This window comes from Geodermatophilus sp. SYSU D00697 (assembly GCF_054050175.1).
Genome location: NZ_JBJGYV010000001.1, coordinates 367,523 through 391,557 on the forward strand (window position 1 = coordinate 367,523; position 24,035 = coordinate 391,557).

A 24,035-nucleotide genomic window follows, 5' to 3' on the forward strand; every position below is an offset into this window, starting at 1 on the left:
GCGGGAGGCGGTCAGCCGGTGAGCGTCCCCTTCTGGAACCGCTGGGCCAGCACGCCGTTGCTCCGGTACGGGTCACCGATCGGGTAGCCGAGCCGGCTCGCGCCGCCCAGCTGCTGCCACTTCGCCAGGATCGCGCCGGAGAGCGGGCGGGCACCGGCGACGGAGGTCCAGTACAGCCAGCCGCGCTGGAACTGCTGCCGGCACACGGTGCCGGTGGTGTTGCACACCTGGTCGCCGACCGGGTGGCCGAGCGCCGAGGACCCGCCGCCGAGCGCCGTCCACTTGGTGATCAGGGGGCCGGAGCTGATCCAGGTCCCGGTCGCGGGGTCCCGCAGCAGCCGGCCGCGCTGGAAGGACTGCTGGCAGCCGACGGCGGCCGCACCGCACGTCGGGTCGGCGGTCGGGTACCCCAGGCGGCCGCCCGCGCCGCCGAGCGCCAGCCACCGCGTCAGGGTCGCGCCCAGCAGCGGGTGGGCGCCGGTGGACGGGCTCCAGTAGATCCAGCCGTGCTGGTAGGACCGCCGGCACCCGCCGCCGGGCAGTCCGCACGCCTCGGCCGACGTCGGTGACCCCAGGGTGCCCGCGGCGCCGCGCAGCGCGGCGTACTTCGTGCTGATCGGCGTCACCGGGGGCGTCACCCGGACCACCGCGCCCGACGCCGACACGCTGCGGACGGTCACGGTGGAGCCACCCGGCAGCGTCACCGCCCGGCCCACGGGGAACGCGGTCTCCAGGTCGTCGAGGGTGTAGGGCGTGAACGCCGACGGGGTCGGGTCGAGGAGGTAGGACCCGTGCCCGAGGCTACGGGTGCCGGCCTTGCGCACGGTCACGCCGGCCTGCAGCCCCCACCAGTTGGTGCTGCTGCCCCCCGCTAGCCAGGCGTCCTGGCCGCTGGCCCCGCGGTACTCCAGGTAGTACCGGGTGCCCCCGGAGGTGATCCGGACGGCGATGACCCCCGACGCCGCGGACACCGGGGCCAGGGTGAGGTCCCGGGGGGCCGAGTCCGCCGTCAGGTCCACCCGCCGCGCCGCGGGCAGCAGCCCGACGGAGTCCCGCTGCACGGTGTTGATCGACCCGTAGCTGCCCCAGTCCAGGCCCATGACGTCGTAGAGGTCGAAGTAGGAGATCCCCTCGCAGGTGGTGTTCGTCCCGGGCGGTGGGTCGATGCCCTTCTGGCAGCGGTAGAGGGAGGCGTGCATGAGCCCGAGGTTGTGGCCGAGCTCGTGACCGATGTCGCCGAGGGTCAGCGCGGTCACGTAGGAGTAGGCGCCCCCGGGGCCGATGGTGCCCATGCCGTACGAGCACCCCGCGGAGGTGTAGGCCTGCTCGGGCAGGTAGACCAGCAGGTGGTTGCGCCCGGTGGCGACCCAGCCGATGGAGTCGGCCACCTCCCGCCAGAGCGCCAGCGGGTTGCTGCAGCCGTTCCGCAGCGCCCGCCAGCCGTGCTGGGCGGTCACGCCGAAGCGGACCCTGCCGCCGCTCTGCGCCGACCAGTAGCGCGCGACCGGCCCGTTGACCGCGGCCACGACCGAGCTCAGCGACGTGCTGTCCCGGGCCACCCCGGGCGGGGTGGCCATCACCACGGTCACCGGGTTGGTCACGCCGGTCGTCGCCGCGGACGTCGTCGTCTCCGGCGCGTCGAGCACCTCGACGTCGGTCACGTCGTGCACCGGGCCGGTGCCGGCCGCCGCCGGGACCTGCGCGCCCAGCGTGACCTCGACGTCCGCCCCGCTGGGGACCTCCTCGAGCTCCTCCCCGGTGACGGCCACCGGCGCCCCCGACTCCGGGACGACGTAGGTGGTCGTCTCCGCGTCGTCCACGTGTGCCGCCGCCGCGCCCGGGTCGGCCGGGGGAGCGGGGTCGGCGACCACCCGGGTCAGCTCGCCGACCACCGCGTCCGCCGGCGCCGCCGGCGCCGCCGGGGCGGCGGAGGCGGCCGGGAGCCCGGCCTGCGTCACGGCCAGCGACGTCAGCACGGCGGCCACGGCGGCCACGGCGGTGACCGGACGGCGCAGCGGGTTCCTGGGGACGGGCACGGGTACTCCTCGGCGAACGGGACGACACGTCCTCATCGCGCGGGGAGCGGCGGGTCTTGACCGTCCTCACCCCCGGGGGTGAGGCGCCACGCCGCACTGTGACGGTTCCGTCACGGCGCGCCTGGGCGGTTCTGTCGGTACCCCGACCTACCTTCTGCGCCCATGCGGCTGCTGCACACCTCGGACTGGCACATCGGCCGCTCCCTCCACGGGGCCGACCTGCTGCGCGAGCAGGAGGCGGTGCTCGGCGGCCTGGCCGACGTGGTGGTCGCCGAGTCGGTCGACGTCGTGGTCGTCGCCGGTGACGTCTACGACCGCGCGGTGCCGTCGGCCGACGCCACGGCGGTGCTCGACCGGGTGGTCGGCCGGCTGCTGCGGGCCGGTGCGACGGTCGTCCTCACCCCGGGCAACCACGACTCCGCGCGGCGGCTGGGCACGTTCTCCGAGCTGCTGTCGACCGCGGGCCTGCACGTCCGCGCCTCGACCGCGCGCCTCGACGAGCCGGTCCTGCTCCGCGACGAGCACGGCGAGGTGGCCCTCTACGGGCTGCCCTACCTGGAGCCGGAGATCGCCCGGCACGAGCTGGGCGTGCCGGGCGCCCGCAGCCACGAGGCGGTGCTGACCGAGGCGATGGACCGCGTGCGCGCCGACCTGTTCCTGCGGCCCGGCGCGCGGTCGGTGGTGCTCGCGCACGCCTTCGTCGGCGGCGGCGTGCCCAGCGAGAGCGAGCGCGACATCTGCGTCGGCGGGGTCGACCTGGTGCCCGCCGCCGTCTTCGACGGGGTCGACTACGTGGCCCTGGGCCACCTGCACCGGCCCCAGACCCTCACCCCGCGGCTGCGCTACAGCGGGTCCCCGGTGGCGTACTCCTTCGGGGAGGCCGGCCAGGACAAGCAGGCCTGGCTGGTCGACCTCGACGCCGGCGGGCTGGCCGGGGTGCGGGCACTGCCCCTGCTCACGCCCCGCCCGCTGACCGTGCTGACCGGCACCATCGACGAGGTGCTCGGTGACCCCGCCCACGACGGCGTCGAGGAGCACTTCGTCTCGGCCCGGCTGACCGACGACGTCCGCCCGGCCGACCCGATGCGCCGGCTGCAGACCCGCTTCCCGTACTGCGTCCACCTGGAGTGGACCGGCGGGGCCTCCGGCGCCGACGGGCGCAGCTACCAGGAGCGGCTGCGGGGGCGCAGCGACATCGACGTGGCCGGGGAGTTCGTCACCCACGTCCGCAGCGGGGTGGGGGCGAGCGCCGCCGAGCGGGAGCTGCTGGGCCGGGCGCTGGGCGCGGCCGCCCGCGAGGAGCTGGCCCGGTGAGGTTGCACTCCCTGTCCCTGTCCGCGTTCGGGCCGTTCGCCGGTACCGAGACCCTCGACGTCGACGCCGTCGCCCGCGACGGGCTCTTCCTCCTGTGGGGTCCCACCGGCGCGGGCAAGACGACGCTGCTCGACGCCGTCGTCTTCGCCCTCTACGGCACCGTGCCGGGTGCCCGCGGCGAGGAGAAGCGGCTGCGCAGCGACCACGCCGATGCAGCCACCCGCACCGAGGTCTCCCTCGAGCTGACCCTCGCCGGGGAGCGGCTGCTGGTGGTCCGCCGGCCCGAGCAGACCCGGCCGAAGAAGCGCGGCGCCGGCGAGACCACCGAGCAGGCCAAGCTCCTCGTCCAGCGGTGGGACGGCGGCTGCTGGGAACCGGTCAGCACCCGGATCGACGAGGGGTCGGAGTACCTGCGGGTGCGGCTGGGCCTGTCCGCCGAGCAGTTCTGCCAGGTCGTGCTCCTGCCGCAGGGCGACTTCGCCCGCTTCCTGCGCGCCGAGCCGGAGGACCGCGCCCGGCTGCTGCGCACGCTGTTCGACGTCGGCCGGTTCGCCCGTGCCGAGGAGTGGCTGGCCGGGGAGCGGCGCGCCGCCGAGGAGGCGCTGCGGGCCGACCGTCACCGGATCAGCACGCTGCTGCACCGGGTCGCGCAGATCGCCGACGTCGAGGTGCCCGAGGAGCTGGCCCCCGAGCTGGTCGGCGCGCACCCCGGGACGTCGGTCGGGGCCTGGGTCGCCGGCGTGCGCTCGCGGGCCGCCGCGGAGCTGGCCCGCGCCGCAGCGGCCGCCGAGGAGACCGCCGCGCGCAGCGCCCGGCTGGACGCCGAGCTGGCCGCGGCGCGCGCCCTGGCCGACCGGCACGCCCGCCGGGACCGCGCCCGCGAGGAGCTGGCCCGGCTCGGCGCGCAGGAGGAGCGACTGGTCCCGCTGCGCGCCCGCGCCGACGCCGGACGGCGGGCCGAGGCGCTGCGCGACGCCTTGGACGACGCCCGGCGCACCGCGCGGGCCGCCGAGGCCGCGACCGCGGCCCTGGACGCCGCCCGCACCGCCTGGGCCGAGGTGGCCGGGCAGGTGGACCCGGCCCGTCCCACCGCCGACGGCCTGCTCGCCCGCGAGCTGCGCGACGCCGCGGCGGCGGCCCGTGCCCTGGCGCCCGAGGCGGACCGGGCGGTGCAGCTCCGGCGGGAGGTCGCCCGGCTCGGCCGGGAGGTCGCGGCCCTGGCCGACCGCTGCGAGCAGGGGGGTCGCGCGGCGCGGGACTGGCCCGGCCGGGTGGCCGAGGCCCAGCGCCGGCTGGACGAGGCACTGGCCGCGGCCGCCCGGCTGCCGGGGCTCACCGCAGCCGAGGAGTCCGCCCGCGCGGCGCTGGACGCAGCCCGCCGCGCGGAGCGGGGAGCCGCGGGGCTGGCTGCGGCCCGGTCGGCCGCCGAGGAGGCGCGGCTGGTGTGGCTGCGGGCCCGTGAGGAGCTGGTGGAGCTGCGCGCCGCCCGGCTCGACGGGATGGCCGCCGAGCTCGCCGCCGGGCTGCTCCCCGGCGCCGACTGCCCGGTCTGCGGGGCGACCGAGCACCCCCGGCCGGCCGCGCACGCGGGCCCGGTCGTCTCCGCCGACGACGAGGAGCGCGCACGCGCCGCGGCCGACGCCGCCGAGGACCAGGCGACCGCCACCCGCCGCCGTGCGGAGGAGCTGGAGCGGGAGCTCGCGGTCCTTCGCGCACGGGCCGGTGAGCTGTCTCTCACCGAGCTGGCCGCACGTGCGGAGCAGGCCGGCGCCGAGCGGGCGGAGGTCGCCGGCCTCGCCGGCGCCGTCGACGCCGCCCGGCGCGAGCTCGCCCGGCGGGAGGCCGCCCGGGACGCCGCCGCGTCGGCGCTGGCCGCCGACCGGGAGGAGCTGCAGCGGCGCACCGCCGAGCGCGCGGCCCGGGAGGAGGCCCTCGTCGAGCTGACCGCGCGGCTGGACGCCGCCCGCGGTGCCGACGCCGACCTGTCGTCCCGGGTCCGCCGCCTCACCACGGCCGCCGAGCGGTGCGAGGCCGTCGTCGAGGCCGAGGCCGAGGAGCTGCGCGCCCGGGCCTCCGCCGACACCGCCCGCGTCACGGCCGGCGAGCGCGCGGCCGCCGCGGGCTTCGACGGCCTGGCCTCCGCCGGCGCCGCGCTGCTTGAGCCCGGCGAGCTGGCGGCCCTCGAGCGCGGGATCCGCGAGCACGACGACGCCCGGTCGGTGGTGGCCGCGACCCTCGCCGACCCCGAGCTGACCGACCTGCCCGCCCGGCCCGACGTCGCCGCGCTGCAGGACCGGTGCGCCGAGCTCACCGCGCGGCGGGAGGAGGCGGTCACCGCCCTCGACCAGGCCCGCCGCTGCGCCGGCGCGCTCGACGGGCTGGCCGGTGAGGTGACCGCGGCCGAGGTGGAGCTGGCCGAGCGCCGCGACCGGGCCGGCCAGGTCGCGGCGCTGGCCGACCTGGTCAACGGCCGCGGCGCCAACACGCTGCGGATGCGCCTGCAGTCCTTCGTCCTCGCCGCGCGGCTCGAGCAGGTCGCGGAGGTGGCCAGCCGGCGGCTGCAGGAGATGTCCGGGAGCCGCTACACGTTCCTGCACAGCGACGCCCAGGCCCGGCACGGCGCCCGCGGCGGGCTGGGCCTGGACGTCTTCGACGAGTACACCGGCACGCGCCGTCCGACCAAGACCCTCTCCGGCGGCGAGAGCTTCATGGCCTCCCTGGCGCTGGCACTGGGCCTCGCCGACGTCGTCACCTCCGAGGCCGGGGGCGTGCAGATGGACACCCTCTTCGTCGACGAGGGCTTCGGCACGCTCGACGCCCAGGCGCTGGACGCGGTGATGAACGTGCTCGACGAACTGCGCCGCGGCGGGCGGACGGTCGGCGTCATCAGCCACCTGGAGGAGCTGCGCACCCGCATCCCGACCCGGCTGGAGGTCGTGGCCGGGCGGCACGGTTCACGGCTGGCCGGCTGAGCGGGCGGCCGCGCCCGCGCGGCGGCGGGCCGGCCGCCCCGGGTCGGTCAGGTCCGGCGGGGTGGGGGAGTCACCGCTCCGCGTCGGGGGTGGGGGTCGGGAAGACCCAGAAGCGGTAGGACACGAAGCGCACGACGGTCCCGACGGCGATGGAGGTCAGGTTCGCCGCCTGCAGCGACCAGGCATCGGTCAGCCCCAGCGCGTATCGGGCGAAGGCGATGATCCCCAGGCCCAGCAGCAGCGTCAGGCCGTTCACCACGGTGAACAGGACACCCTCCCGCCGCAGGCCGGTGCGCTCGCTGTCGGCGAACGACCAGTAGCGGTGCCCGACGAAGGCCGCCGCCATGGAGACCACGGTGGAGACGGCCTTCGAGCTGACGGCGCCGAACCCCAGGTGCGCGTACAGCACCTGGAAGAGGACGACGTCGATGACGAAGCAGACCGCGCCGACCACACCGAAGGCGCCGACCTGGCGGAGGAGTGACCACACGGCTGACCCGGCCCGTCGCGGGCGGACGGACTGGCTGGTCACCCGGCGATGCTAACCGCGGCCGGGGGATCGCGCGGGGCGGTGGAGAAGCGGTCCTGCCCCTCCAGCGGCGCCGTGGACGGCCGGCTTCGTCAGGAGTTGCCGACGGGCGGGCCCGAGTCTGTCGTGTCGTCGACTCAACATGCCCGACCGGCCGACTAATTTCTGTGACGGGCCATGAGCGCAGGGTCACTGCCGTCAGCCTGCACAGAGGAGTTGTGGTGTCTGCACGTCCACCGAGAGTCGTCGGCGCGAAGGTCGGTGCCGCCCCGTCCCCCGAGATCCGCCCGCTGACGGGCCTGCGGGCCGTCGCGGCGGTCTGGGTCGTCGTCTACCACTTCCACTTCACGCCCGGGCTGGACTACTCCGGCTACTGGGAACCGCTGCGCCCGGTGCTCCGGGCGGGGGCGACCGGCGTCGACCTCTTCTTCGTGCTCAGCGGCTTCGTGATCGCCCTGACCTACCTCGAGCGGGTCGGCCGCAAGCCCTCGCCGCGGCGGGTGGCCGCCTTCCTGTGGGCGCGGGTGTGCCGGATCTGGCCCGTGTACGCGCTCGTGACCACGCTCTACGGCGGCTGGCTGCTCTACAAGGCCACGCAGGTCTCCGACGGGTACCTCGCCTACCAGACCAGCCAGCCGGTCCTCGACCTGCCGCAGTACCTGCTGCAGCTGTCGATGGTGCAGCTGTGGTGGCACCCCGAGTCCAGCGGCGAGTCGTGGATGGGCTCGGCCTGGTCGATCAGCGCCGAGTGGCTGGCCTACGTGGCCTTCCCGCTCGTCGCCGTCCTGCTCTGGCGCATCCGCAACGCCCCGCTGGTCCTGCTCGGCGCGACCGCGGTGCTGGCGATGGTCCCGCTCAGCTACATGACCTACGTGCACGGCGGGCCGGTGCTCCCGTGGTCCTGGCTGCTGCGCATCGGCGCGGCGTTCCTGGCCGGCGCGCTGACCTGCCTGGTCGTCCGGCGGATCCGCCAGACGCCGCGGGTGCAGCGCGCGGCCGCCACGTGGGCCGGAGCCGCGGTGGGCGCGATCGCGGTCGGCCTGTGGTGGGGCGACTGGCGCGGGATCGACAACGACCACTCGGCGTTCGGCGGGATCGTCGTGGTGTTCTTCCCGCTGCTGGTCGGTGCGCTCGCCCTGTCCACCTCGGGGGTCAGCGCCTTCCTCTCCAAGGAGTGGGTGGTGCACGGCGGGCGCATCTCCTTCGCCCTCTACCTGGTGCACATCCCGGTGTTCGAGGTCTTCTGGACGCTCATCGGGTGGTGGCCGAAGATCGCGGTGGGCACCTCGCTGTGGGCCCTGCTGCTCGTCCCGGTCCTGCTGTCGACCCTCGTGCTGGCGCACGTCTGCTACCGGTACGTCGAGGAGCCGGCCCGCCGGTGGCTGCGGCGGTTCACGCCCGGCCGGCCCCGCGCGGTCGCCGCGCGACGGCCCCAGGAGGCCGGCGCCCCGGCTCCCGAGCCGCGGGTCGTGGCCGGCGTGGCCGTCCTCCAGTCGTCCTCGGGGAGCACCGCTCGGCCCGTGCCCGCCCCGCGCCGGGACTCGCTGAGCGCCTGAGACCTGACCCGCCGGAGTGAGCGGGCTCCGCACGTCCAGGTCCATGCCCCAGACTCGTCGCGTGTTCGATCGCTCCGCTCCCCGACGGGGACTCGCGCGGACGACCCTGGCCGTCCTGGCGCTCGTGCTGGTGCCGCTGCTCGGCGGGTGCGCGCTGTGGGGGGACGGGGAGGACCAGGTGCTCTCCGCTCCGCAGACGGTCCCACATGTCCCGGCCGGTCCGTCCGCGACGACGCCGTCCGTCGCGGGGACCGGGATGGCCGCCCCCGGGCCCGAGGTTCCGGCGCCGAGCACCTTCGCGGTGATCGGTGACTCCATCACCGCCGGCGGTGCCGTCATCTCCGACCGCGACGTGGAGGGGGAGGCCTCGTGGGTCCCCGCCGCGGCGGAGTCCTCCGGGCTGACCTTCGTGGGCGGCTGGGCGGTGCCCGGCGCGACCACCGGGGACATGCTGCGGGCGCAGGTGCCCGCGGACGCCGACGTCGTGGTGGTCATGGCCGGCACCAACGACGTCCTCCAGGACCGCCCCTGGGACGAGTCCGCCGACAACCTGACGCGCCTGGCGGCCGCCGCCACCGCGGCCGGGGTCGACACGGTCGTCGTCTCCGCGATCGCGCCCAACGACGTGGACACGCCGGGGCGGCAGGCGTACAACGCGGCGCTGGCGGCGCTGGCCACCGAGCGGGGCTGGGTGCTCGTCGACCCCTGGGGCGAGATCGACGACGACGGCCGGTTCGCGCCGGGCACGACGACCGACGGCACCCACCTGCCGCCCGAGGTGGCGGCGTCCGTCGGCACCCGCCTGGGCGAGCAGCTCGCCGAGCTGGGCTGACGAGGGGGCGGGCGCCCGGTCCGGGAGCCGGCGTCGGCCCTCTAGGCTGGGCCCCCGTGGCCACTCCTGTCGACGCACGCACCGGGCTGCCCGTCGTGGCGATGGTCGGCGGGGGGCAGCTGGCCCGGATGACCCACCAGGCGGCGATCGCCCTCGGCCAGTCGCTGCGGGTCCTCTCGACCGGCCCCGACGAGTCCGCGGCCCTCGTCGCCGCCGACGTCCGCCTGGGCGACCACCGCGACCTCGACGCCCTGCTGGCCGTCGCCGACGGGGCCACGGTCGTCACGTTCGACCACGAGCACGTGCCGACCGAGCACCTGCACGCCCTGCAGGCCGCCGGGCACCGCGTCGCGCCCGGCCCCGAGGCGCTGGTCCACGCCCAGGACAAGCTGGTCCTGCGGCGGGCGCTGGCCGAGGCGGGGGAGCCGCAGCCGGCCTGGGCCGAGGTCACCTCCGTCGACGAGGTCGCGGCCTTCGCCGGGCGGCACGGCTGGCCGGTGGTGCTCAAGACGCCGCGCGGGGGCTACGACGGCAAGGGTGTGTTCGTCGTGGACGACGCCGCCGCGGCCGCCGAGCTGGTCGAGCGGCACGCCACCCTCCTGGCCGAGGAGCGGGTGCCGCTGGTGCGGGAGCTGGCGGCCGTCGTGGCGCGGTCGCCGTTCGGACAGGTCGCCGTCTGGCCGGTCGTCGAGACCGTGCAGCGGGACGGCGTCTGCCACGAGGTGCTCGCCCCCGCCCCGGGCCTGGACGACGACACCGCCACCGCCGTCCAGGAGCTGGCCGTGCGCGTCGCCGACCGGGTCGGCGTCGTCGGCGTGCTGGCCGTGGAGCTGTTCCAGACCGCGGACGCCGTCCTGGTCAACGAGCTCGCGATGCGGCCGCACAACTCCGGCCACTGGACGATCGAGGGCTCGCGCACCAGCCAGTTCGAGCAGCACCTGCGCGCGGTCCTCGACTACCCGCTGGGTGCCACGGCGATGACCGCGCCGGTGGTGGTCATGGCCAACCTGCTGGGCGGCGCGGCCGCCGCGGAGGGCTGGTCCGGCCCGGGCCTGGACGAGCGGGTGCACCACCTGATGGCGCACTGGCCCGACGTGAAGCTGCACTGGTACGGCAAGGGCCAGCGCCCCGGCCGCAAGCTCGGCCACGTCACCGCCCTGGGGTCGGACCTGGCCGAGGTGCGCGCCCGCGCCGTCGCCGCCGCCCGCTACCTGGCCGACGGCGAGATCGACCCGGCGTTCGCGTTCGAGACCGAGCACTGAGGAGCCCGCGTGGAGACCGAACCCGGCACCCCGCTCGTCGGCATCGTCATGGGCAGCGACTCGGACTGGCCGATGCTGGAGCCCGCCGCCACGGCGCTGGCCGAGTTCGGTGTCCCGTACGAGGTGCACGTGGTCTCCGCACACCGCACGCCGCGGCGGATGCTGGAGTACGCCGAGTCCGCCGCAGGCCGCGGGCTGCGCGTGGTCATCGCCGGTGCCGGGGGAGCAGCCCACCTGCCGGGGATGGTCGCCGCGGCCACGCCGCTGCCGGTGATCGGCGTCCCCCGTCCGCTGGACCTGCTCGACGGGCTGGACAGCCTGCTGTCGATCGTGCAGATGCCGGCCGGCGTACCGGTGGCGACGGTGAGCATCGGCGGCGGGCGCAACGCCGGGCTGCTCGCCGTCCGGATCCTGGCCGCGGCCGACCCCGAGCTGCAGGCCGCCGTCTCCGGATTCCAGGCCGACCTCGCCGACGCGGTGGTCGCGCGCGACGCGGCGTTGCAGGAGCGGTTCCGCTCCACCTGAGCGGCCCTCCTGCAGGGTCCCGCCGCGAGCCTGCGAGTGGTGAGGGCAGGGGGGTCCTTCTACTACCATCTACCCGTGGGTAACAACGCCGGCGGGCTGTACGCGCTGACCGAGGAGCACGACGCGATCCGGGCCGCGGTCCGTGAGATCGCCGAGCGGGAGATCGCCCCGTTCGCCGCCGAGGTGGACGCGCAGTCCCGCTATCCGGTGGAGGCGCAGAAGGCGCTGACCGCGGCCGGGTTCCACGCCACCCACATCCCCGAGGAGTACGGCGGGGAGGGCGCCGACCCGATCGCGACCTGCATCGTGATCGAGGAGGTCGCCCGCGTCGACGCGTCCGCTTCGCTGATCCCGGCGGTGAACAAGCTGGGCTCGATGCCGATCATCCTGTCGGCGTCCGAAGAGCTGAAGCAGGCGGTGCTGCCGAGCATCGCCTCCGGCGAGGCGATGATCAGCTACGGGCTCTCCGAGCGGGAGGCCGGTTCGGACGCCGCGGCGATGCGGACCCGTGCCCGGCTCGAGGGCGACAGCTGGGTGCTCAACGGCACCAAGGCGTGGATCACCAACTCCGGGATCTCCTCCTGGTACACGGTCATGGCCGTCACCGACCCGGACGAGGGCGCCAACGGGATCTCCGCGTTCGTCGTCCACGCGGACGACCCGGGCTTCGCCGTCGGCCCCAAGGAACGGAAGATGGGCATCAAGGGCTCGCCGACGTGCGAGCTGTACTTCACCGACTGCACCATCCCGGCCGACCGGATCATCGGCGAGCCCGGAACCGGCTTCAAGACCGCGCTCCGGACGCTGGACTTCACCCGCCCGACCATCGGCGCCCAGGCCGTCGGCATCGCGCAAGGCGCGCTCGACGCCGCCGTGCAGTACACCCGGGAGCGCAAGCAGTTCGGCAAGACCATCGCCGAGTTCCAGGGCGTGCAGTTCATGCTCGCCGACATGGCCATGCAGATCGAGGCCGCCCGGCACCTGGTCTACGTCGCGGCCGCCCGCGGGGAGACCGGCGGCCCCGACCTCGGCCGGCTGTGCGCCTCGGCCAAGGCGTTCGCCTCCGACGTCGCGATGAAGGTGACGACCGACGCCGTCCAGCTGTTCGGCGGGGCCGGTTACACGCAGGACTTCCCGGTCGAGCGGATGATGCGCGACGCCAAGATCACCCAGATCTACGAGGGCACCAACCAGATCCAGCGCATGGTGATCGCCCGCTCGCTGCTGCGGTAGGGCGTCGCCCGGCGTCGTCGCAGATCAGGTCCATGGTGGATCCCAGCGACGACGACGGTCACCGTCACAGTCCGCGTGTCGGTCGGTGACCTGCAGGACGCGACAGTGATGCGGCCCGCAACGGACCCTTGGGCCCCGCCGACCGGGTCCTTCGCCGGTGGGTCGCCGGTGCCGGGGCCGCCTAGCGTCGTGCCGGTGAGCAACCGAGCGATGAGGTCGTGAGCGCATTGACCCGCGCTCTGGTGGTCTACGAGTCCGTGTTCGGCGACGCCCGCACGATCGCGCAGGCGATCGCCGACGGGCTGTCGGCCTCCCTCCCGGCGGACGCCGTTGCCGCGGCGCAGGCCCCGGCCGAGCTCGGCCCCGACCTCGGGCTGCTGGTCGTGGGCGGGCCCAACCACGCGTTCGGGATGCCTCGCCCGTCCACCCGCGAGAGTGCGGTGGAGCAGTACGGCGCCGACATCGCCGACACCGGTACCGGCCTGCACGAGTGGTTGGAGGCCGTCTCGGCACCCACCGGGATCGCCGCGGCCGCGTTCGACACCCGCGGCAGCGGCCACCCGGTGCTGACCAGGATGGACCACGCGTCGCGGACCGAGGAGAAGCTGCTCGGCAGGCTCGGCGCGCACATCGTCGCCCCCGCCGAGCACTTCTCCGTCGTCGACACGAAGGGTCCGCTGATTCCGGGCGAGGAGGAGCGCGCCCGCGCCTGGGGCGCCACCCTCGCCCAGATGGTCGCCGCCCGATCGGGGAGCCGCTGAGCGCCCGACGTCCGTGGCGCCGGGCGCCGCGGGGACCAGGCCGACGGAACAGGAGATGACCGCCGTGCCCGACCGGATCGCTCGACGAGACCACCGGGCCGGCACCGCCGGCGCACCCGGTGGGAGGAGCGCCGCGGGCATCCGGCCCGATGCGCGGCCGCCGGGGTGGGTGCCGGTGCGGCCGACCGCGGCGGACCTGGCCCGGCAGGTCCGTGACGTGGCCGCCGACCTGCCGCGCTTCGCGCTCGCCCCGCTGGTGAGGCCCTGGCACCGCCGCTGGGGCGCGACCCGAGCCGAGGTCGCCGCGCCGATGCCCGGCGACGAGGTGTTCCCGCGGGCGCAGCTGCGGGCCACCCGGGCCATCACGATCGCAGCGAGACCGGGAGAGGTGTGGCCCTGGCTGGTGCAGGTCGGTTGCCTGCGCGCCGGCTGGTACGCCGACGACCTGCTCGACAACCTCGGCCGCCCCAGCGCCCGTCGGATCGTGCCGGAGCTCCAGGACCTCGCGGTCGGTTCCTGGTTGCCGATGGCGCCGCGGCCGACCGCGGGGACCTCGTTCGTCATCGACTCGTTCCAGACGCCCGAGTGGATGCTGTGGCGGACGCCGAGCAGCACCTGGGCCTGGCGCCTGCTGCCCCTGCCCGGCGGCCGGACACGGCTGGTTGCGCGACTGCGGTTCGCCTACGACTGGCGACACCCGGCGGGCATCGTGCTCCTGGAGCTGGGCGACTGGCCGATGATGCGCCGGATGCTGCGCGGGATCCGGGAGCGCGCTGAGGCCGAGCACCGGCGCCGCGTGCCGCCGTCGCGGCACCCCGCGCCGGCCGACGGTCATCAGGGCGGAGCACACCGCGGCCTGGGCGTCGATCGAGTTCTGCGTCAGCTACCTGCTGTGGTCCGGTCATCCGTGGCCGCAGCGACCGGCGCGCGGCCGCGGTCGTCGCCGGGGAGTGCCTGGTCGCCGCCGCAGACGGGGTGCGCTGTCCGTTGACCGGCTGGCCGAGCGCGTCGGCGCGACCAGTGGCTCGGTGACCGACATCCCCCTGCCGCGGTGGTTGGCCGCGAACCTGCCGGCCATCCACCTGCCCTGCTGGTGCCATCGGCTGGTCACGCGAGGCGATGACCGGCCACCACGGCGCGGCACAGGCACGGGGAACCGGAGTGGGACGCCGGGCGACACCTGACCCCTCGACGCTCGGCAACGTGCAGGGCCGGAGGTCCCGCGCTGCCGGGACACGCCCCGGTCGGCGTGGGACCCGCGCCCCTGCCTGACCGTAGCCAGGCCCAGGAGCCTGGAGCGGAGCTCTTGGAGGTGTCTCGGATGAGCAAGCGGCAGATCACCCGACTGTTCGTCGGCAGCCTGCTCGCCGTCGTGGCGGGGCTGGCGCTGATGGCGCTGGGCGGCGGACTGGCCATCGCCAACGACGTGCTCGTCACCCGCGGCCCCGACGTGGTCGGGGTGGACGCGGGCGCGGCGGGCTGGGTGCTGATCGCGCTGGCGATCGTCGGCGTCCTGGTGCTGCTGGTGGCCGGGGTGGGCCTGTTCGTGGCCTGGGTGGCGGCGCTGCTGGTCACTGCCCGGCTGGAGGACAAGACCTGGTTCCTCGTCCTGCTGATCACCGGTCTGGTCAGCCTCGGCGTCGTCGGCATGGTCCTCTACCTGGTCGCCGGGCCGGACGACGAGCCCACTCACCCGCCGGCGCAGCCGTGGATGGCCGAAGCCGGCCGATGACGCGTCGCGCTGGGACGCCGTCACGCCCGGCGAGAGCGCACCGCCGTTGTCGGTTGCTGCGGGCGCGAGGGCTGGCGCAGTGACGGCGTCGCTGCAGGCGCCCGAGCTCACGGTCTCCACGGCCGCGGCGACGGTGGAGGCCGGGCAGCCGCTGGAGGTCACCGTCCGGTTCGTCGCCGACCGCCCGACCGAGGTCACCGGTGGACAGGTGGAGCTGGTGCGCTCCGGGGCGGTCGCCCACTCCGAGCGCGGCTGGATGGGCGCCGGCGCCACGGTGAGCTCCCGCCGCTCCGCCGTCCTCGGTCGCGCCGACCTCGACCCGGTCGGGCCGCTGGTCGCCGGGCAGCACCTGGTGCGCTCGGTGACGCTGGCCGTGCCGGCGGGGGAGGCGACCGTCGACGGGTACCTCGTGCAGCAGGAGTACGGGGTCCGCGCTCGGCTCCAGGTGCACCACGGCCGCGACGTGGAGGCGAGCACCGCCGTGGTGGTCACGTCTCGCGCCGCGGACCGGAGCTGGGTGACCGGCACCGCGGCGGTCGTCGACGAGGCCGGCGTCGCGGCTCTCGGCCTCGAGGAGGTGTCCAGCCGGCGCTTGTCCGGCGGCGTCCCCGTCTCGGGCACGGTGACCGTGACCCCGCGCCGGGCCGCTCACGCCCGGGGCGTGCGTGTCGAGCTGGTCCTCGCCGAGCAGGTGCCGGCTCGCTTGCCGGAGATGCCGCTGGAGGAGGACCGCACCCGGACGACCGTGGTCGCCACCGTCGCGCTGGCCGGGCCCGTCGACCTGGAACCCGGCGCAGTGCTGCGGCTGCCGTTCACCATCCGAGCGCCACTGCCGCTACCTGCCCCGTCGATGAGCGCGCCGGAGTTCACCCTCCGCTGGCTCCTGCGTGCCGTCCTCGACCGCCCGCGACGGCCCGACCCCACCTCCACCGTGGAGCAGTGGGCCGCGACCGCGCCCTGACGGCGCACGGAGGAGAGGCGATGCGGGCCGACGAACGGCACGAGACCCGCGCCCACCCGGAGGTGCGCCGCGGCTGCGTCGACCGCCGACGGACTGACCGCCGAGCCCGCAGCGGCCGCAACGGAGACTCGATGATCAGCATCGGCGGCGAGGTGACCATCGGCCGCCCGCCCGGCGAGGTCTTCGACGTGCTCGCCGACCCGCGCAACGAACCCCGCTACAACCGGCGCATCGTGTCCGTCGAGCAGACCACGCCCGGCCCGATCGGCGTCGGCGCCCGGTTCCGGCAGGTCGCCGAGAGCCGGGGTCGCCACGGTGAGACCTGGACAGAGGTGACCGGCTACGACCGGCCGCACCGACTGACCTTCCGGATCCGGATGGCGGGCATGGACATCGACGGCGCCGAAGCGTTCCACCCGGTCGACGGCGGGACGCTGGCCCGCTGGTCCTGGCACATCCGTCCCCGTGGACCCTGGCGGGTCCTGACCCCGCTGCTGCGCGTCGGCGGCGCCCGGCTGGAGCGGCGGGTCTGGGCGAGTCTCAAGGCCCACCTGGAACAGTTCCCCGACCGCTGGCCGCCCCCGGTCGGCCAACGCCACCTCGGCCCGGTCGCTCCCGACGTGCACGTCGTCACGCTGGGCCGCGGAGCGCCGGCCTCGAACGTGTACCTGGTCCGCTCCGCCGGGTCGTGGGTCCTTATCGACGCCGGGTGGGCCGGCGACGCGGGCGAGATCCGGCGGGCGGCCGAGTCGCTGTTCGGCCCTGCTGCGCGCCCGACGGCGATCCTGCTCACCCACATCCATCCCGACCACTCCGGGGCCGCCGGCGACCTCGCCCGATCCTGGCGGGTGCCGGTGTACGTCCACCCGGATGAGCTGCCGATGGCAGCCGGCAGGTACCTCCCCGAGTTCGACATGCCACTCGACCACCGGGTCGTCATGCCGGGCATGCGCCTGCTGCCGGCCAGGATCCGCTCCCGCATCGAGACCGCGGGGGACATCACCGACGTCACCCGGTCACTCGAACCAGCCGGAGTGGTGCCGGGGCTGCCCGACTGGGAGTGGATCGCCACGCCCGGGCACACGCCCGGCTCCGTCGCCTACCTGCGCCGCGCCGACGGCGTGCTCATCTCCGGGGACGCGCTCCTGACCGTGGACCTGAACTCGGCGTCGGGGTGGCTCGACGGCCGGCAGCGGCTCGCGGGGCCGCCCTGGTACACCACCTGGGACCGGGAGGCGGCGCGGCGGTCGGTCGCGGCGCTGGCCGCGCTGGCACCCCGGGTGCTGGCGCCGGGGCACGGGTATCCGCTGGCGGTCCGGACGGCGGAGACGCTGCACGCCTTCGCCGAGAACGAACGCCGCCGTCCCCGGCGGACGGCCGACCGCCTCCTCGTCCCCCTCGGCGACCCCGGCGCGGGCCGCTACCGGCCGCCGCCCCGGCTGTACGTCCGGCTGCAGTGGCTCGGACATGCCTTGACCGCCCTGGGCTTGAGCCCCGGCTACGTGGTCACCCTCGAGGTGCCGGGACGCCGCAGCGGAGCGATCCGGCGGACCAACCTCGTGCAGGCCCGGCACCAGGGTCAGGGCTACCTGGTCTCGCTCACCGGCGAGTCCGAGTGGGTGCGCAACGCCCGCGCCGCCGGGGGGCGCGTCGTGCTGGCCCGCCGTGGTCGCCGCCGGGCCGTGACCCTGGTCGAGGTGCCCACCCACGGCCGCGCCCCGGTGATCCGCTCCTACGTGCTGCGGGCCGGCCGGCGCCCCGATTCGGCCGCCGTCGCCCGGGAGGCGCGCGCCTTCTTCGGCGTGGGCCCGGACCTCGCCATCGACGAGATCGCCACCGTGGCGGACCGGTTCCCGGTCTTCCGCGTGGTCCCGGACCGCGACGACCACGGCGGTCGGGATCGAGCCCACGGCCGGTGGATGGGCATGCCGCGGCTCTTCGGCGGCGGCCCCGGTGTGCAGGCCGGGGACGAGGAGGTGAGCGTCTGATCCACGCTCTGGTGGTCGTCGAGTCGGTGTGCACCGAGGCCCGCAGGTCGGGCTGGCGCTGACCGGAGGGCGGCGGACCGACGACCTCGACAGCGGGGCGGCGACCGCGTTGGACGGGGTGCTGTTCATGGAGGGGGGCGGAGAGCCGATGAGACCGGCCACCGTGACCGCGGCAGCCCTCGGGGCCGCGGTCACCGGCTACGCCGGGCTGCAGTGGCTCGGCCGGACCTACGGCGCGACCCGGGAGGAACGGCGGCGACACCTCCCCGGGGACGACCTGTGCGCAGCGCCGCAAGCGACGACCACGCACGCGATCACCATCGACGCGCCCCCGGAGCACGTGTGGCCATGGCTGGTGCAGATGGGCTGGGGGCGCGGGCAGTGGTACACCGCCCGCTGGGTGGACCTGCTGTTGTTCCCCGACAACGGGCCGAGCGCCGACGACCTGGTGCCCGAGTGGCAGGACCTGCAGGTCGGCGACCGGGTGCTCGACGGCGCCCCGGAGAAGCACACCGCGTTCGACGTCCGGTTGCTCGAGCCGACCCGGCATCTGGTGCTGCACTCCCGCGAGCACCTGCCTCCCGAGTGGGCCGAGGAGCACGGCGCCTCCATCGACTGGAGCTGGGCGTTCGTGCTCGACCGGCTGCCCGGACACCGGACCCGGTTCCTCCTCCGCAGCAGACTCCGCCTGCAGCCATGGTGGGTGGAGGTGTTCTACCTGACCGTGATCGTCCCGGCCGACTTCGTCATGGCCCGGCAGATGCTGCGCGGGGTCAAGCGGCGGGCGGAGGCGACGACCGCCGAGGACCTGGCTGCGGTCGGCTGACCGATCACCGGTCCGGATCCGATCACCGGTCCGGATCCGACCTACTCTGCGATCGCCCCCGGCTCCGCCGGCCGGAACGCGACGAACGGGTGGCTGCGGACGAACGCGCGCACCGCCGCGTCCTCCCGCAGGTGTCCCCAGCCCAGGACTCTGCTGAAGAACCACAGCCGGTGCGGGTGTTCGCGGCGGAACTGCACGGCGACGTCGAACGCCTCCTCCTCGGGGAGGAACCGCTGCTGCGGGGTGAACGTCTGCCCACCCAGCTGCACCCGCACCGCGGGGTGTGTCTGCAGGTTGCGGTACCAGTCGGTCTGCGGCCCCCAGGCGGCGCAGATGACGGCCTCGCCGGTGGCCTGGTCGTAGCGCAACACCATCGCGACCGTCTGGTGCGGCTGCCCGGTCCTGCGGCCGAGGTGGGTGAAGGCCACGAAGGTGCGGCCCACCGCCGGCCCGGCGTTGTGCTGGTAGGCCTTCAGCGGCAGCCGGAACACCGCCCGCGCCAGCCGCCCGGGCTGGCGCCGCAGCCCCAGCAGCGGTCGGCCATGACCGGCGGAGTCCGACGCGTTCGCCGTTGTCACGCTGCACCTCCACCGGTGGTGCGGACCGGTGCGGCGTGCTCCCGACGCGACCGCGGCTCGAGCGGCTCGGGGCGGGGCAGGCCGAGGCGGCCCCGCGTGACGGCCACCAGCACAGCAGCGCCGGCCACGACGGTGCCCAGGATGACCAGGTCCACTGTGAGCGAGTCGGCAGTCAGCACCAGGTTGTCGATGGCCGGGGTGAAGCTGCCGTGCAGCAGCAGGCAGAGCAGCACGCTGCCGGTCCGGTTGTACAGCCAGGTGTAGTAGACGGCGAGGAAGGCCGGGAGCACGAAGCCCAGTGGCCCGTAGAGCGGCACGTGCCAGATGCCCCAGGCCAGGCCGAGGATGGCGGTCGCGGCCAGCGGGGAGAAGCGTTGCTGCAGCCGGGGCAGGGCGAAGCCGCGCCAGCCGGGTTCCTCCAGGCCGCCCCCCACGGTGGCCACGACGGCGAACGTGGTGAGGTAGGCAGGGATCCGCTGCGCCAGCAGCCCGAGGTCGATCGAGCTGCCGGTGAGCGCCAGCACCGCGTTGACGACCACCAGCAAGGCCACCGGCACGCCGAGGGCGAAGACCCAGAACCGAGCGGGCACCCGCCAGACGAGGAGCCCGGCCAGCCAGCCGCGCAGGTCCCCGCCGGTGGACCGGATGACCAGCACGGCGGCGGCGAACGGGGCCAGCGCACCGAGGGCCAGCAGCACGAAGCCACCGGCGCCGCCGACACCGACCAGGCCCGGCAGCCAGATCAGCCACGCGCCGCCGAAGGCCAGGAGGAAGAAGGTGAGCAGCTGGTGGCGGGCCACCCACCGCGCCGTCGGCGAGAAGGTGTCGGGCCGCGTCCGGGTCGGCGGGGAACCAGTCATGACGCTCAGGGTTCCGGCGTCCGGGACCGGGCTGGAGCGGGAAAGGTCCTCGGCCAACCGGCCGATGGTCCCGGCAGTCCGCCGCCGCGGCGACCGCTCGGAGCTGATCGATGTGGCGCCGAAGGAGACCCCTGGATGCGGCAGACAAGCCCACCGACCCTCGGACGGTGCGGAGGTCCTGACCGAGGCCGAGCGCCGGACCGTGCTCGCGCGGTGCTGGACCCAGGCGGGGGGGCGTCGACTGGGCAGGAGTTGCCGTGCTGACCGCCTGGGCCGTCGCGGCCGCGGTCCTCGCCTGGCGTGGCTTCGACTGGTCCCGGGCCGAGCCCACGGGTCGTCTCGGCGCCGGTCGGCGTCGGTGAGTCCACTCCGGCTGTCCAGGCGGGTCGGTGCCACCACTGGCCGGCGGACCGGCTTGCCGCGGACGGTGCCTCTGCTCTACGTCCGCGACGGCGAGCGGTTCGTCGTCTGCAACGTCGACCCGGGGTTCGAGCGACCCAATCCGTGGGTGCTGAACCTGCAGGCCGACCCGCGAGCCCGCATCCAGGTCGGCCGCCAGCTGATCGACGTGACGGCGCATGCCGCGGACGGCGCGGAGCTCGAGCGTTGCTGGCCACGGCTGGTGCGGCTCTGGCCGGCCTACCGCACCTTCGAAGAGCGGGGCGGGCGGCGAGCTGTCTTCGTCCTCGAGCCGGCGGAGAGCTCGGACTGATCGGGCAGCGCATCCCGCCCAGGTCCTCGTGGTGTCGTCGACCATGACCTGACGGCTCCGTCACAGCCCCGGCTGTGCAGGCGCCTTCGAGGTGGGGCGCCCGGAGGCACGTCGCGGCGCCCCTCGGTGTGACACCTGCGTGACGGTGCGGCAAGGACCCGCAGGTCAGCGGGGGAGCAGGGAGCTGAGGTGCTGGAGCACCCCGATCCACGACCGCACCACCCGGATCCGGCGCACGGTGATCGGCGGCTCGCTGCTCCGCTGACACGCCACACGGGTCCGGGACCGGCATCGGTAGCCTCGTCACCTCAGCGACGCCTCCGGCCACGGGGCCGGGCGACCTCCGGGGGATCATGTCCGTCATCCGCCGACTCTGGCCCTCGGCCGAGGGCCTGACCCTGGAACTGTCCGGAGCCGTGGCGGGCGTCGGCGTGGACGTCGACATCGACGGGCGCAGGGTGTGGTCGTTCCGGACCGTCGAGGCCCCGGTCCCGCCGCCGCTGCTCCCCCCGGGGGTGCCCGCCGATCAGCTGACGTACCAGCCGTGGCCGGTGAGCCTGAGGGCACGGCTGGCCGGCAGGTTCCGCGTGCGGGTCCGCGCCTCGGGCGAAGACGACGGCCCGGAGGTCCAGGTGAGCCTCGACGGCGGCACCCCGTCACCGACACTCGTCGACCGCTACGGCGCCCCGCTCGTGGTCAACAAGTGGGGACGGCTGGGGCACGCCCTGGGAGACGCCCCGCCGGGCATGGTCGACCGGATGCTCGACACCATGGACGGCGTCCGGGCGGTGCTGGAACGTCACCTCGGCCCCACCGTCTACGTGACCGGGGGGACGCTGCTCGGTCCCGTGCGTGAGGACGGCCGGCTGCTGCCCCACGACGACGACGCCGACCTGGGCTACCTGAGCCGGCACGCAGCCCCGGTGGACGTCAACCTCGAGGGCTTCGAGGTCGGCCGGCTGCTGACCGAGGCGGGCTACGAGGTCGTCCGGCTCTCCGGCGGCCACCTGCAGATCCACGTCCGTCACGACGGTGCCCCCGACCACTACGTCGACGTCTTCCCGGGCTTCCTGCTCGACGGGTACTGGCACCAGCCCTTCGCCCTCCGCGTCCCGGCCCGGTACGAGGAGCTCCTGCCCACCACGGACGTCGAGGTGGAGGGGCGGGTCGAGCCGGCGCCGGCCCGGCCGGAACTGGCCCTCGAGCGCCTCTACGGCAGCGGCTGGAGGGTGCCCGACCCGGCGTACACCTTCGTCGTCCCGCTCGAGATCGGGGACCGGTTCTGGGGCTGGTTCGCCGACTTCAACGTCGACCGGGAGCCGTGGGAGGACGAGGTCCTGCTCCGCCCGGAGGAGCTCGACCCACGGGCCCGGATGAGCGCCACCGCCCGCTGGGTGCACCGCGAGGCACCCGCCGGCTCGGCGGTGCTCGAGCTGGGCTGCGGTCTCGGCGCGGACGCCCTGGGGTTGGCCGCGGCCGGGCGGACGGTGCACGCGGTGGACTACTCCCGGGAGGCGATCCGGGTGGCGCGGGCACGGGCCGAGGAGGGGCCGCCGGTCACCTTCGAGGTCCTCAACCTCTACGACCTGCGCGCCGTCCTCCGGTTCGGGGCCCGACTCGCGGCCCGCCCCGAGACGTGGACGGTCTTCGGCCGGCACCTGCTGAACGCGCTGGAACCACTGGCCCGGGACAACCTGTTCCGGCTCTGCGGCATGCTGGTGCGCCGGGGGACCGCGGTGCACCTGGACCTGCTGCTCGACCGGGACGACCTGCCGGTGGTCCCGCACCGACGACTGACAGCGGACCAGGTCGCCGCCGAGGCCGCCCGGCACGGCCTGGTGCTGGACGAGGCCGTGCCCGCACTGGAGCCGGCGACCTGGCTGGGAGCCCCCGAGGAGCGCCTGGTGGAGACCAGCCGCCTGACCCTGCGACGGAGGACACCGTGAACCGATCGAGTGGCGGTGCCGGCCGGCACCTCAACGGCCCGGTGTGGGCGGTGCGGCGGGCGCTGGCTCCCGAGGCGCTCGAGTTCGGCGGCGAGGTCCGTGGCCTGCTGGAGCGGGTGAGCGCCCTCGAGGGCGAGAACGAGGCGCTGCGCGCGCGGGTCGGGGAGCTGGAGGACCGCCAGCGGGAGGATGCCGACCTCCGCCACCGTCTCGAGGCAGTGGAGGAGCGACTCGGGAGGGTCGACGAGCTCGCGGAGCTGGTGGGCAGCCTGCGCGAGGGACTGCTCGAGGAGCGACGGCTGCACCTGAGGGTCGCCGAGTTGGCCGACGTCGTCACCGAGCTGGTCCTGCCGCTGCACGACCGCGAGATCGACCCCGCGGCGCTGACCCGGCTGCGGCCCGACACCCTCTGACCGGGGGTCACTCCAGCAGCCGGGAGACCCCCGACAGGCGCGCGTCGCCGGCCATCGCGGCCAGCCAGGCCGACCAGCCGGGCCGGGCCCGCATCGCCTCGAGCGCGGCTCGCGCACCGTGCCGGTCCCCGCGCCGCGAGGCGGCCAGGGCGGCGTAGAGGTCGCGGGCGCCCTCCGGGGCGAACAGCGCCAGGTGCTCGTAGTCGCGCTCGTCGTAGGCGCGCTGCAGGTTCCGCAGCATCCGCAGCTGGGCCACCGGGTCGCCGGAGTCGTCGACCCGGAGGTCCATCCGCACGCCGTCGTCCTCGTCGGTGGCCCGGGTCCCGCTGACGACGAGCAGCGCGGCGGACTGCCGGCCGCGCAGGTCCCCGCCGGCGTCCTGGCCGGCGGTCAGCGCCGACAGCAGGCGGTCGGCCAGGTCGCCACGGGCGGCGGCGAAGGCCTGGGCCATCGCCGGCAGCACCTCCGTCGAGGCGAGCATGTTGCCCTGCACGCTCGATTGGGAGCCCAGCAGGTGGCCGCTGACCGGGAACGAGCCGCGCCCGGTGTCGGCGGCCACGGCACCGGACGCGTCCAGGACGGCGATCTGCCGGTCGACGTCCTCGGCGGCGTGCGCGGCCGCCCGGACCAGCTGGGCCGGGTCGGCGCCCTCCTCCAACCCGGCCAGCAGCGCCGGCCCGAGACCGCGCCGGCTGCGCGCCTGCACGGCCACGACCCCCACGCCCGGGCGGGTGCTGGGCACCGCCCGCCCGACCGCGAGGATGCACGACGAGACGGCGATGCCCAGCTCACCGGTGTCCGGGTCGCGGGCGACGATCGAGAAGGTCACGGGTCCTCGCTGGGACGGTGGCGCTCATCGGACCCGGACCTGGCTCAGGCGGTGGCGGGCAGCGTCATCTCGGGGACGGTGTCGGGGATGGTCAGGGGGGCGTCGGTGGCCTTGGCGACGTCGTCGGGGGTGACGCCGGGAGCGGTCTCGACGAGGGTGAACCCGGCCGG

General features: G+C 75.5%; 21 protein-coding genes. 16 read left to right on the top strand and 5 right to left on the bottom strand.

Annotation, left to right across the window (positions count from 1 at the left end; genetic code table 11):
- Window positions 1-11: 11 nt before the first annotated feature.
- Window positions 12-2,036: an LGFP repeat-containing protein gene (locus ACI79C_RS01830; RefSeq protein ID WP_456943896.1), complete on the bottom strand. Its 2,025-nt coding sequence runs from the start codon at window positions 2,034-2,036 to the stop codon at window positions 12-14.
- A gap of 162 nt (window positions 2,037-2,198) precedes the next feature.
- Here ACI79C_RS01830 and ACI79C_RS01835 point away from each other — a divergent pair, with 162 nt between their 5' ends.
- On the top strand, window positions 2,199-3,350 hold the full coding sequence (locus ACI79C_RS01835) for an exonuclease SbcCD subunit D (RefSeq protein ID WP_456943897.1): 1,152 nt from the start codon (window positions 2,199-2,201) through the stop codon (window positions 3,348-3,350).
- Window positions 3,347-6,322 carry an AAA family ATPase gene (locus ACI79C_RS01840; protein ID WP_456943898.1) on the top strand — a complete coding sequence of 992 codons (2,976 nt, stop codon included), beginning with the start codon at window positions 3,347-3,349 and terminating at the stop codon, window positions 6,320-6,322. The genes ACI79C_RS01835 and ACI79C_RS01840 overlap by 4 nt, the downstream gene beginning before the upstream one ends.
- A gap of 70 nt (window positions 6,323-6,392) precedes the next feature.
- Here ACI79C_RS01840 and ACI79C_RS01845 read toward each other — a convergent pair whose 3' ends face one another.
- Window positions 6,393-6,854 (bottom strand): GtrA family protein, encoded by a 462-nt coding sequence (locus ACI79C_RS01845; RefSeq protein ID WP_456943899.1) that lies wholly within the window; start codon window positions 6,852-6,854, stop codon window positions 6,393-6,395.
- A gap of 218 nt (window positions 6,855-7,072) precedes the next feature.
- Between ACI79C_RS01845 and ACI79C_RS01850 the strand changes: the two genes are divergently transcribed.
- The 11 genes from ACI79C_RS01850 to ACI79C_RS01900 all read left to right on the top strand — a co-directional run bounded on the left by ACI79C_RS01850 (window position 7,073) and on the right by ACI79C_RS01900 (window position 18,527).
- Window positions 7,073-8,407: an acyltransferase family protein gene (locus tag ACI79C_RS01850; protein ID WP_456943900.1), complete on the top strand. Its 1,335-nt coding sequence runs from the start codon at window positions 7,073-7,075 to the stop codon at window positions 8,405-8,407.
- A gap of 61 nt (window positions 8,408-8,468) precedes the next feature.
- Window positions 8,469-9,239 carry an SGNH/GDSL hydrolase family protein gene (locus tag ACI79C_RS01855; RefSeq protein ID WP_456943901.1) on the top strand — a complete coding sequence of 257 codons (771 nt, stop codon included), beginning with the start codon at window positions 8,469-8,471 and terminating at the stop codon, window positions 9,237-9,239.
- Window positions 9,240-9,295: 56 nt separating this feature from the next.
- Window positions 9,296-10,501 (top strand): 5-(carboxyamino)imidazole ribonucleotide synthase, encoded by a 1,206-nt coding sequence (locus ACI79C_RS01860; RefSeq protein ID WP_456943902.1) that lies wholly within the window; start codon window positions 9,296-9,298, stop codon window positions 10,499-10,501.
- Window positions 10,502-10,510: 9 nt separating this feature from the next.
- On the top strand, window positions 10,511-11,026 hold the full coding sequence (gene purE / locus ACI79C_RS01865) for a 5-(carboxyamino)imidazole ribonucleotide mutase (RefSeq protein ID WP_456943903.1): 516 nt from the start codon (window positions 10,511-10,513) through the stop codon (window positions 11,024-11,026).
- Window positions 11,027-11,101: 75 nt separating this feature from the next.
- Window positions 11,102-12,259 carry an acyl-CoA dehydrogenase family protein gene (locus ACI79C_RS01870; protein WP_456943904.1) on the top strand — a complete coding sequence of 386 codons (1,158 nt, stop codon included), beginning with the start codon at window positions 11,102-11,104 and terminating at the stop codon, window positions 12,257-12,259.
- Window positions 12,260-12,477: 218 nt separating this feature from the next.
- A complete protein-coding gene (locus tag ACI79C_RS01875; protein ID WP_456943905.1) occupies window positions 12,478-13,020 on the top strand; it encodes a flavodoxin family protein in 543 nt (180 codons plus the stop codon).
- 55 nt (window positions 13,021-13,075) lie between these two features.
- Window positions 13,076-14,011, top strand: a complete 936-nt coding sequence (locus ACI79C_RS01880; RefSeq protein ID WP_456943906.1) for a hypothetical protein — start codon at window positions 13,076-13,078, stop codon at window positions 14,009-14,011.
- Between the two features lie 330 nt (window positions 14,012-14,341).
- Window positions 14,342-14,752, top strand: coding sequence for a hypothetical protein (locus ACI79C_RS01885; protein WP_456943907.1), 411 nt, complete (start codon window positions 14,342-14,344; stop codon window positions 14,750-14,752).
- 79 nt (window positions 14,753-14,831) lie between these two features.
- A complete protein-coding gene (locus tag ACI79C_RS01890; protein ID WP_456943908.1) occupies window positions 14,832-15,713 on the top strand; it encodes a hypothetical protein in 882 nt (293 codons plus the stop codon).
- A gap of 20 nt (window positions 15,714-15,733) precedes the next feature.
- Complete coding sequence (locus tag ACI79C_RS01895; RefSeq protein WP_456943909.1) at window positions 15,734-17,701, top strand: nitroreductase/quinone reductase family protein; 1,968 nt, start codon at window positions 15,734-15,736, stop codon at window positions 17,699-17,701.
- A gap of 28 nt (window positions 17,702-17,729) precedes the next feature.
- Window positions 17,730-18,527 (top strand): hypothetical protein, encoded by a 798-nt coding sequence (locus ACI79C_RS01900; protein ID WP_456943910.1) that lies wholly within the window; start codon window positions 17,730-17,732, stop codon window positions 18,525-18,527.
- Between the two features lie 41 nt (window positions 18,528-18,568).
- On the opposite strand, the gene ACI79C_RS01905 is transcribed toward ACI79C_RS01900, so the two are convergent.
- The gene (locus ACI79C_RS01905; RefSeq protein WP_456943911.1) at window positions 18,569-19,105 is read right to left on the bottom strand and encodes a nitroreductase family deazaflavin-dependent oxidoreductase; all 537 of its coding nucleotides are present in this window, start codon (window positions 19,103-19,105) and stop codon (window positions 18,569-18,571) included.
- Complete coding sequence (locus tag ACI79C_RS01910; protein ID WP_456943912.1) at window positions 19,102-19,965, bottom strand: CPBP family intramembrane glutamic endopeptidase; 864 nt, start codon at window positions 19,963-19,965, stop codon at window positions 19,102-19,104. The genes ACI79C_RS01905 and ACI79C_RS01910 overlap by 4 nt, the downstream gene beginning before the upstream one ends.
- Before the next feature lie 358 nt (window positions 19,966-20,323).
- Here ACI79C_RS01910 and ACI79C_RS01915 point away from each other — a divergent pair, with 358 nt between their 5' ends.
- From ACI79C_RS01915 to ACI79C_RS01925, 3 genes are all read left to right on the top strand, one after another.
- Window positions 20,324-20,677, top strand: coding sequence for a nitroreductase/quinone reductase family protein (locus tag ACI79C_RS01915; RefSeq protein WP_456943913.1), 354 nt, complete (start codon window positions 20,324-20,326; stop codon window positions 20,675-20,677).
- A 353-nt stretch (window positions 20,678-21,030) separates the two neighbouring features.
- The gene (locus ACI79C_RS01920) at window positions 21,031-22,623 is read left to right on the top strand and encodes a methyltransferase domain-containing protein (RefSeq protein WP_456943914.1); all 1,593 of its coding nucleotides are present in this window, start codon (window positions 21,031-21,033) and stop codon (window positions 22,621-22,623) included.
- A complete protein-coding gene (locus ACI79C_RS01925; protein WP_456943915.1) occupies window positions 22,620-23,036 on the top strand; it encodes a DUF6752 domain-containing protein in 417 nt (138 codons plus the stop codon). Before ACI79C_RS01920 ends, ACI79C_RS01925 begins: the two co-directional genes overlap by 4 nt.
- Window positions 23,037-23,043: 7 nt before the next feature.
- Here ACI79C_RS01925 and ACI79C_RS01930 read toward each other — a convergent pair whose 3' ends face one another.
- Window positions 23,044-23,865 carry a DUF1028 domain-containing protein gene (locus tag ACI79C_RS01930; protein WP_456943916.1) on the bottom strand — a complete coding sequence of 274 codons (822 nt, stop codon included), beginning with the start codon at window positions 23,863-23,865 and terminating at the stop codon, window positions 23,044-23,046.
- Between the last annotated feature and the right edge of the window lie 170 nt (window positions 23,866-24,035).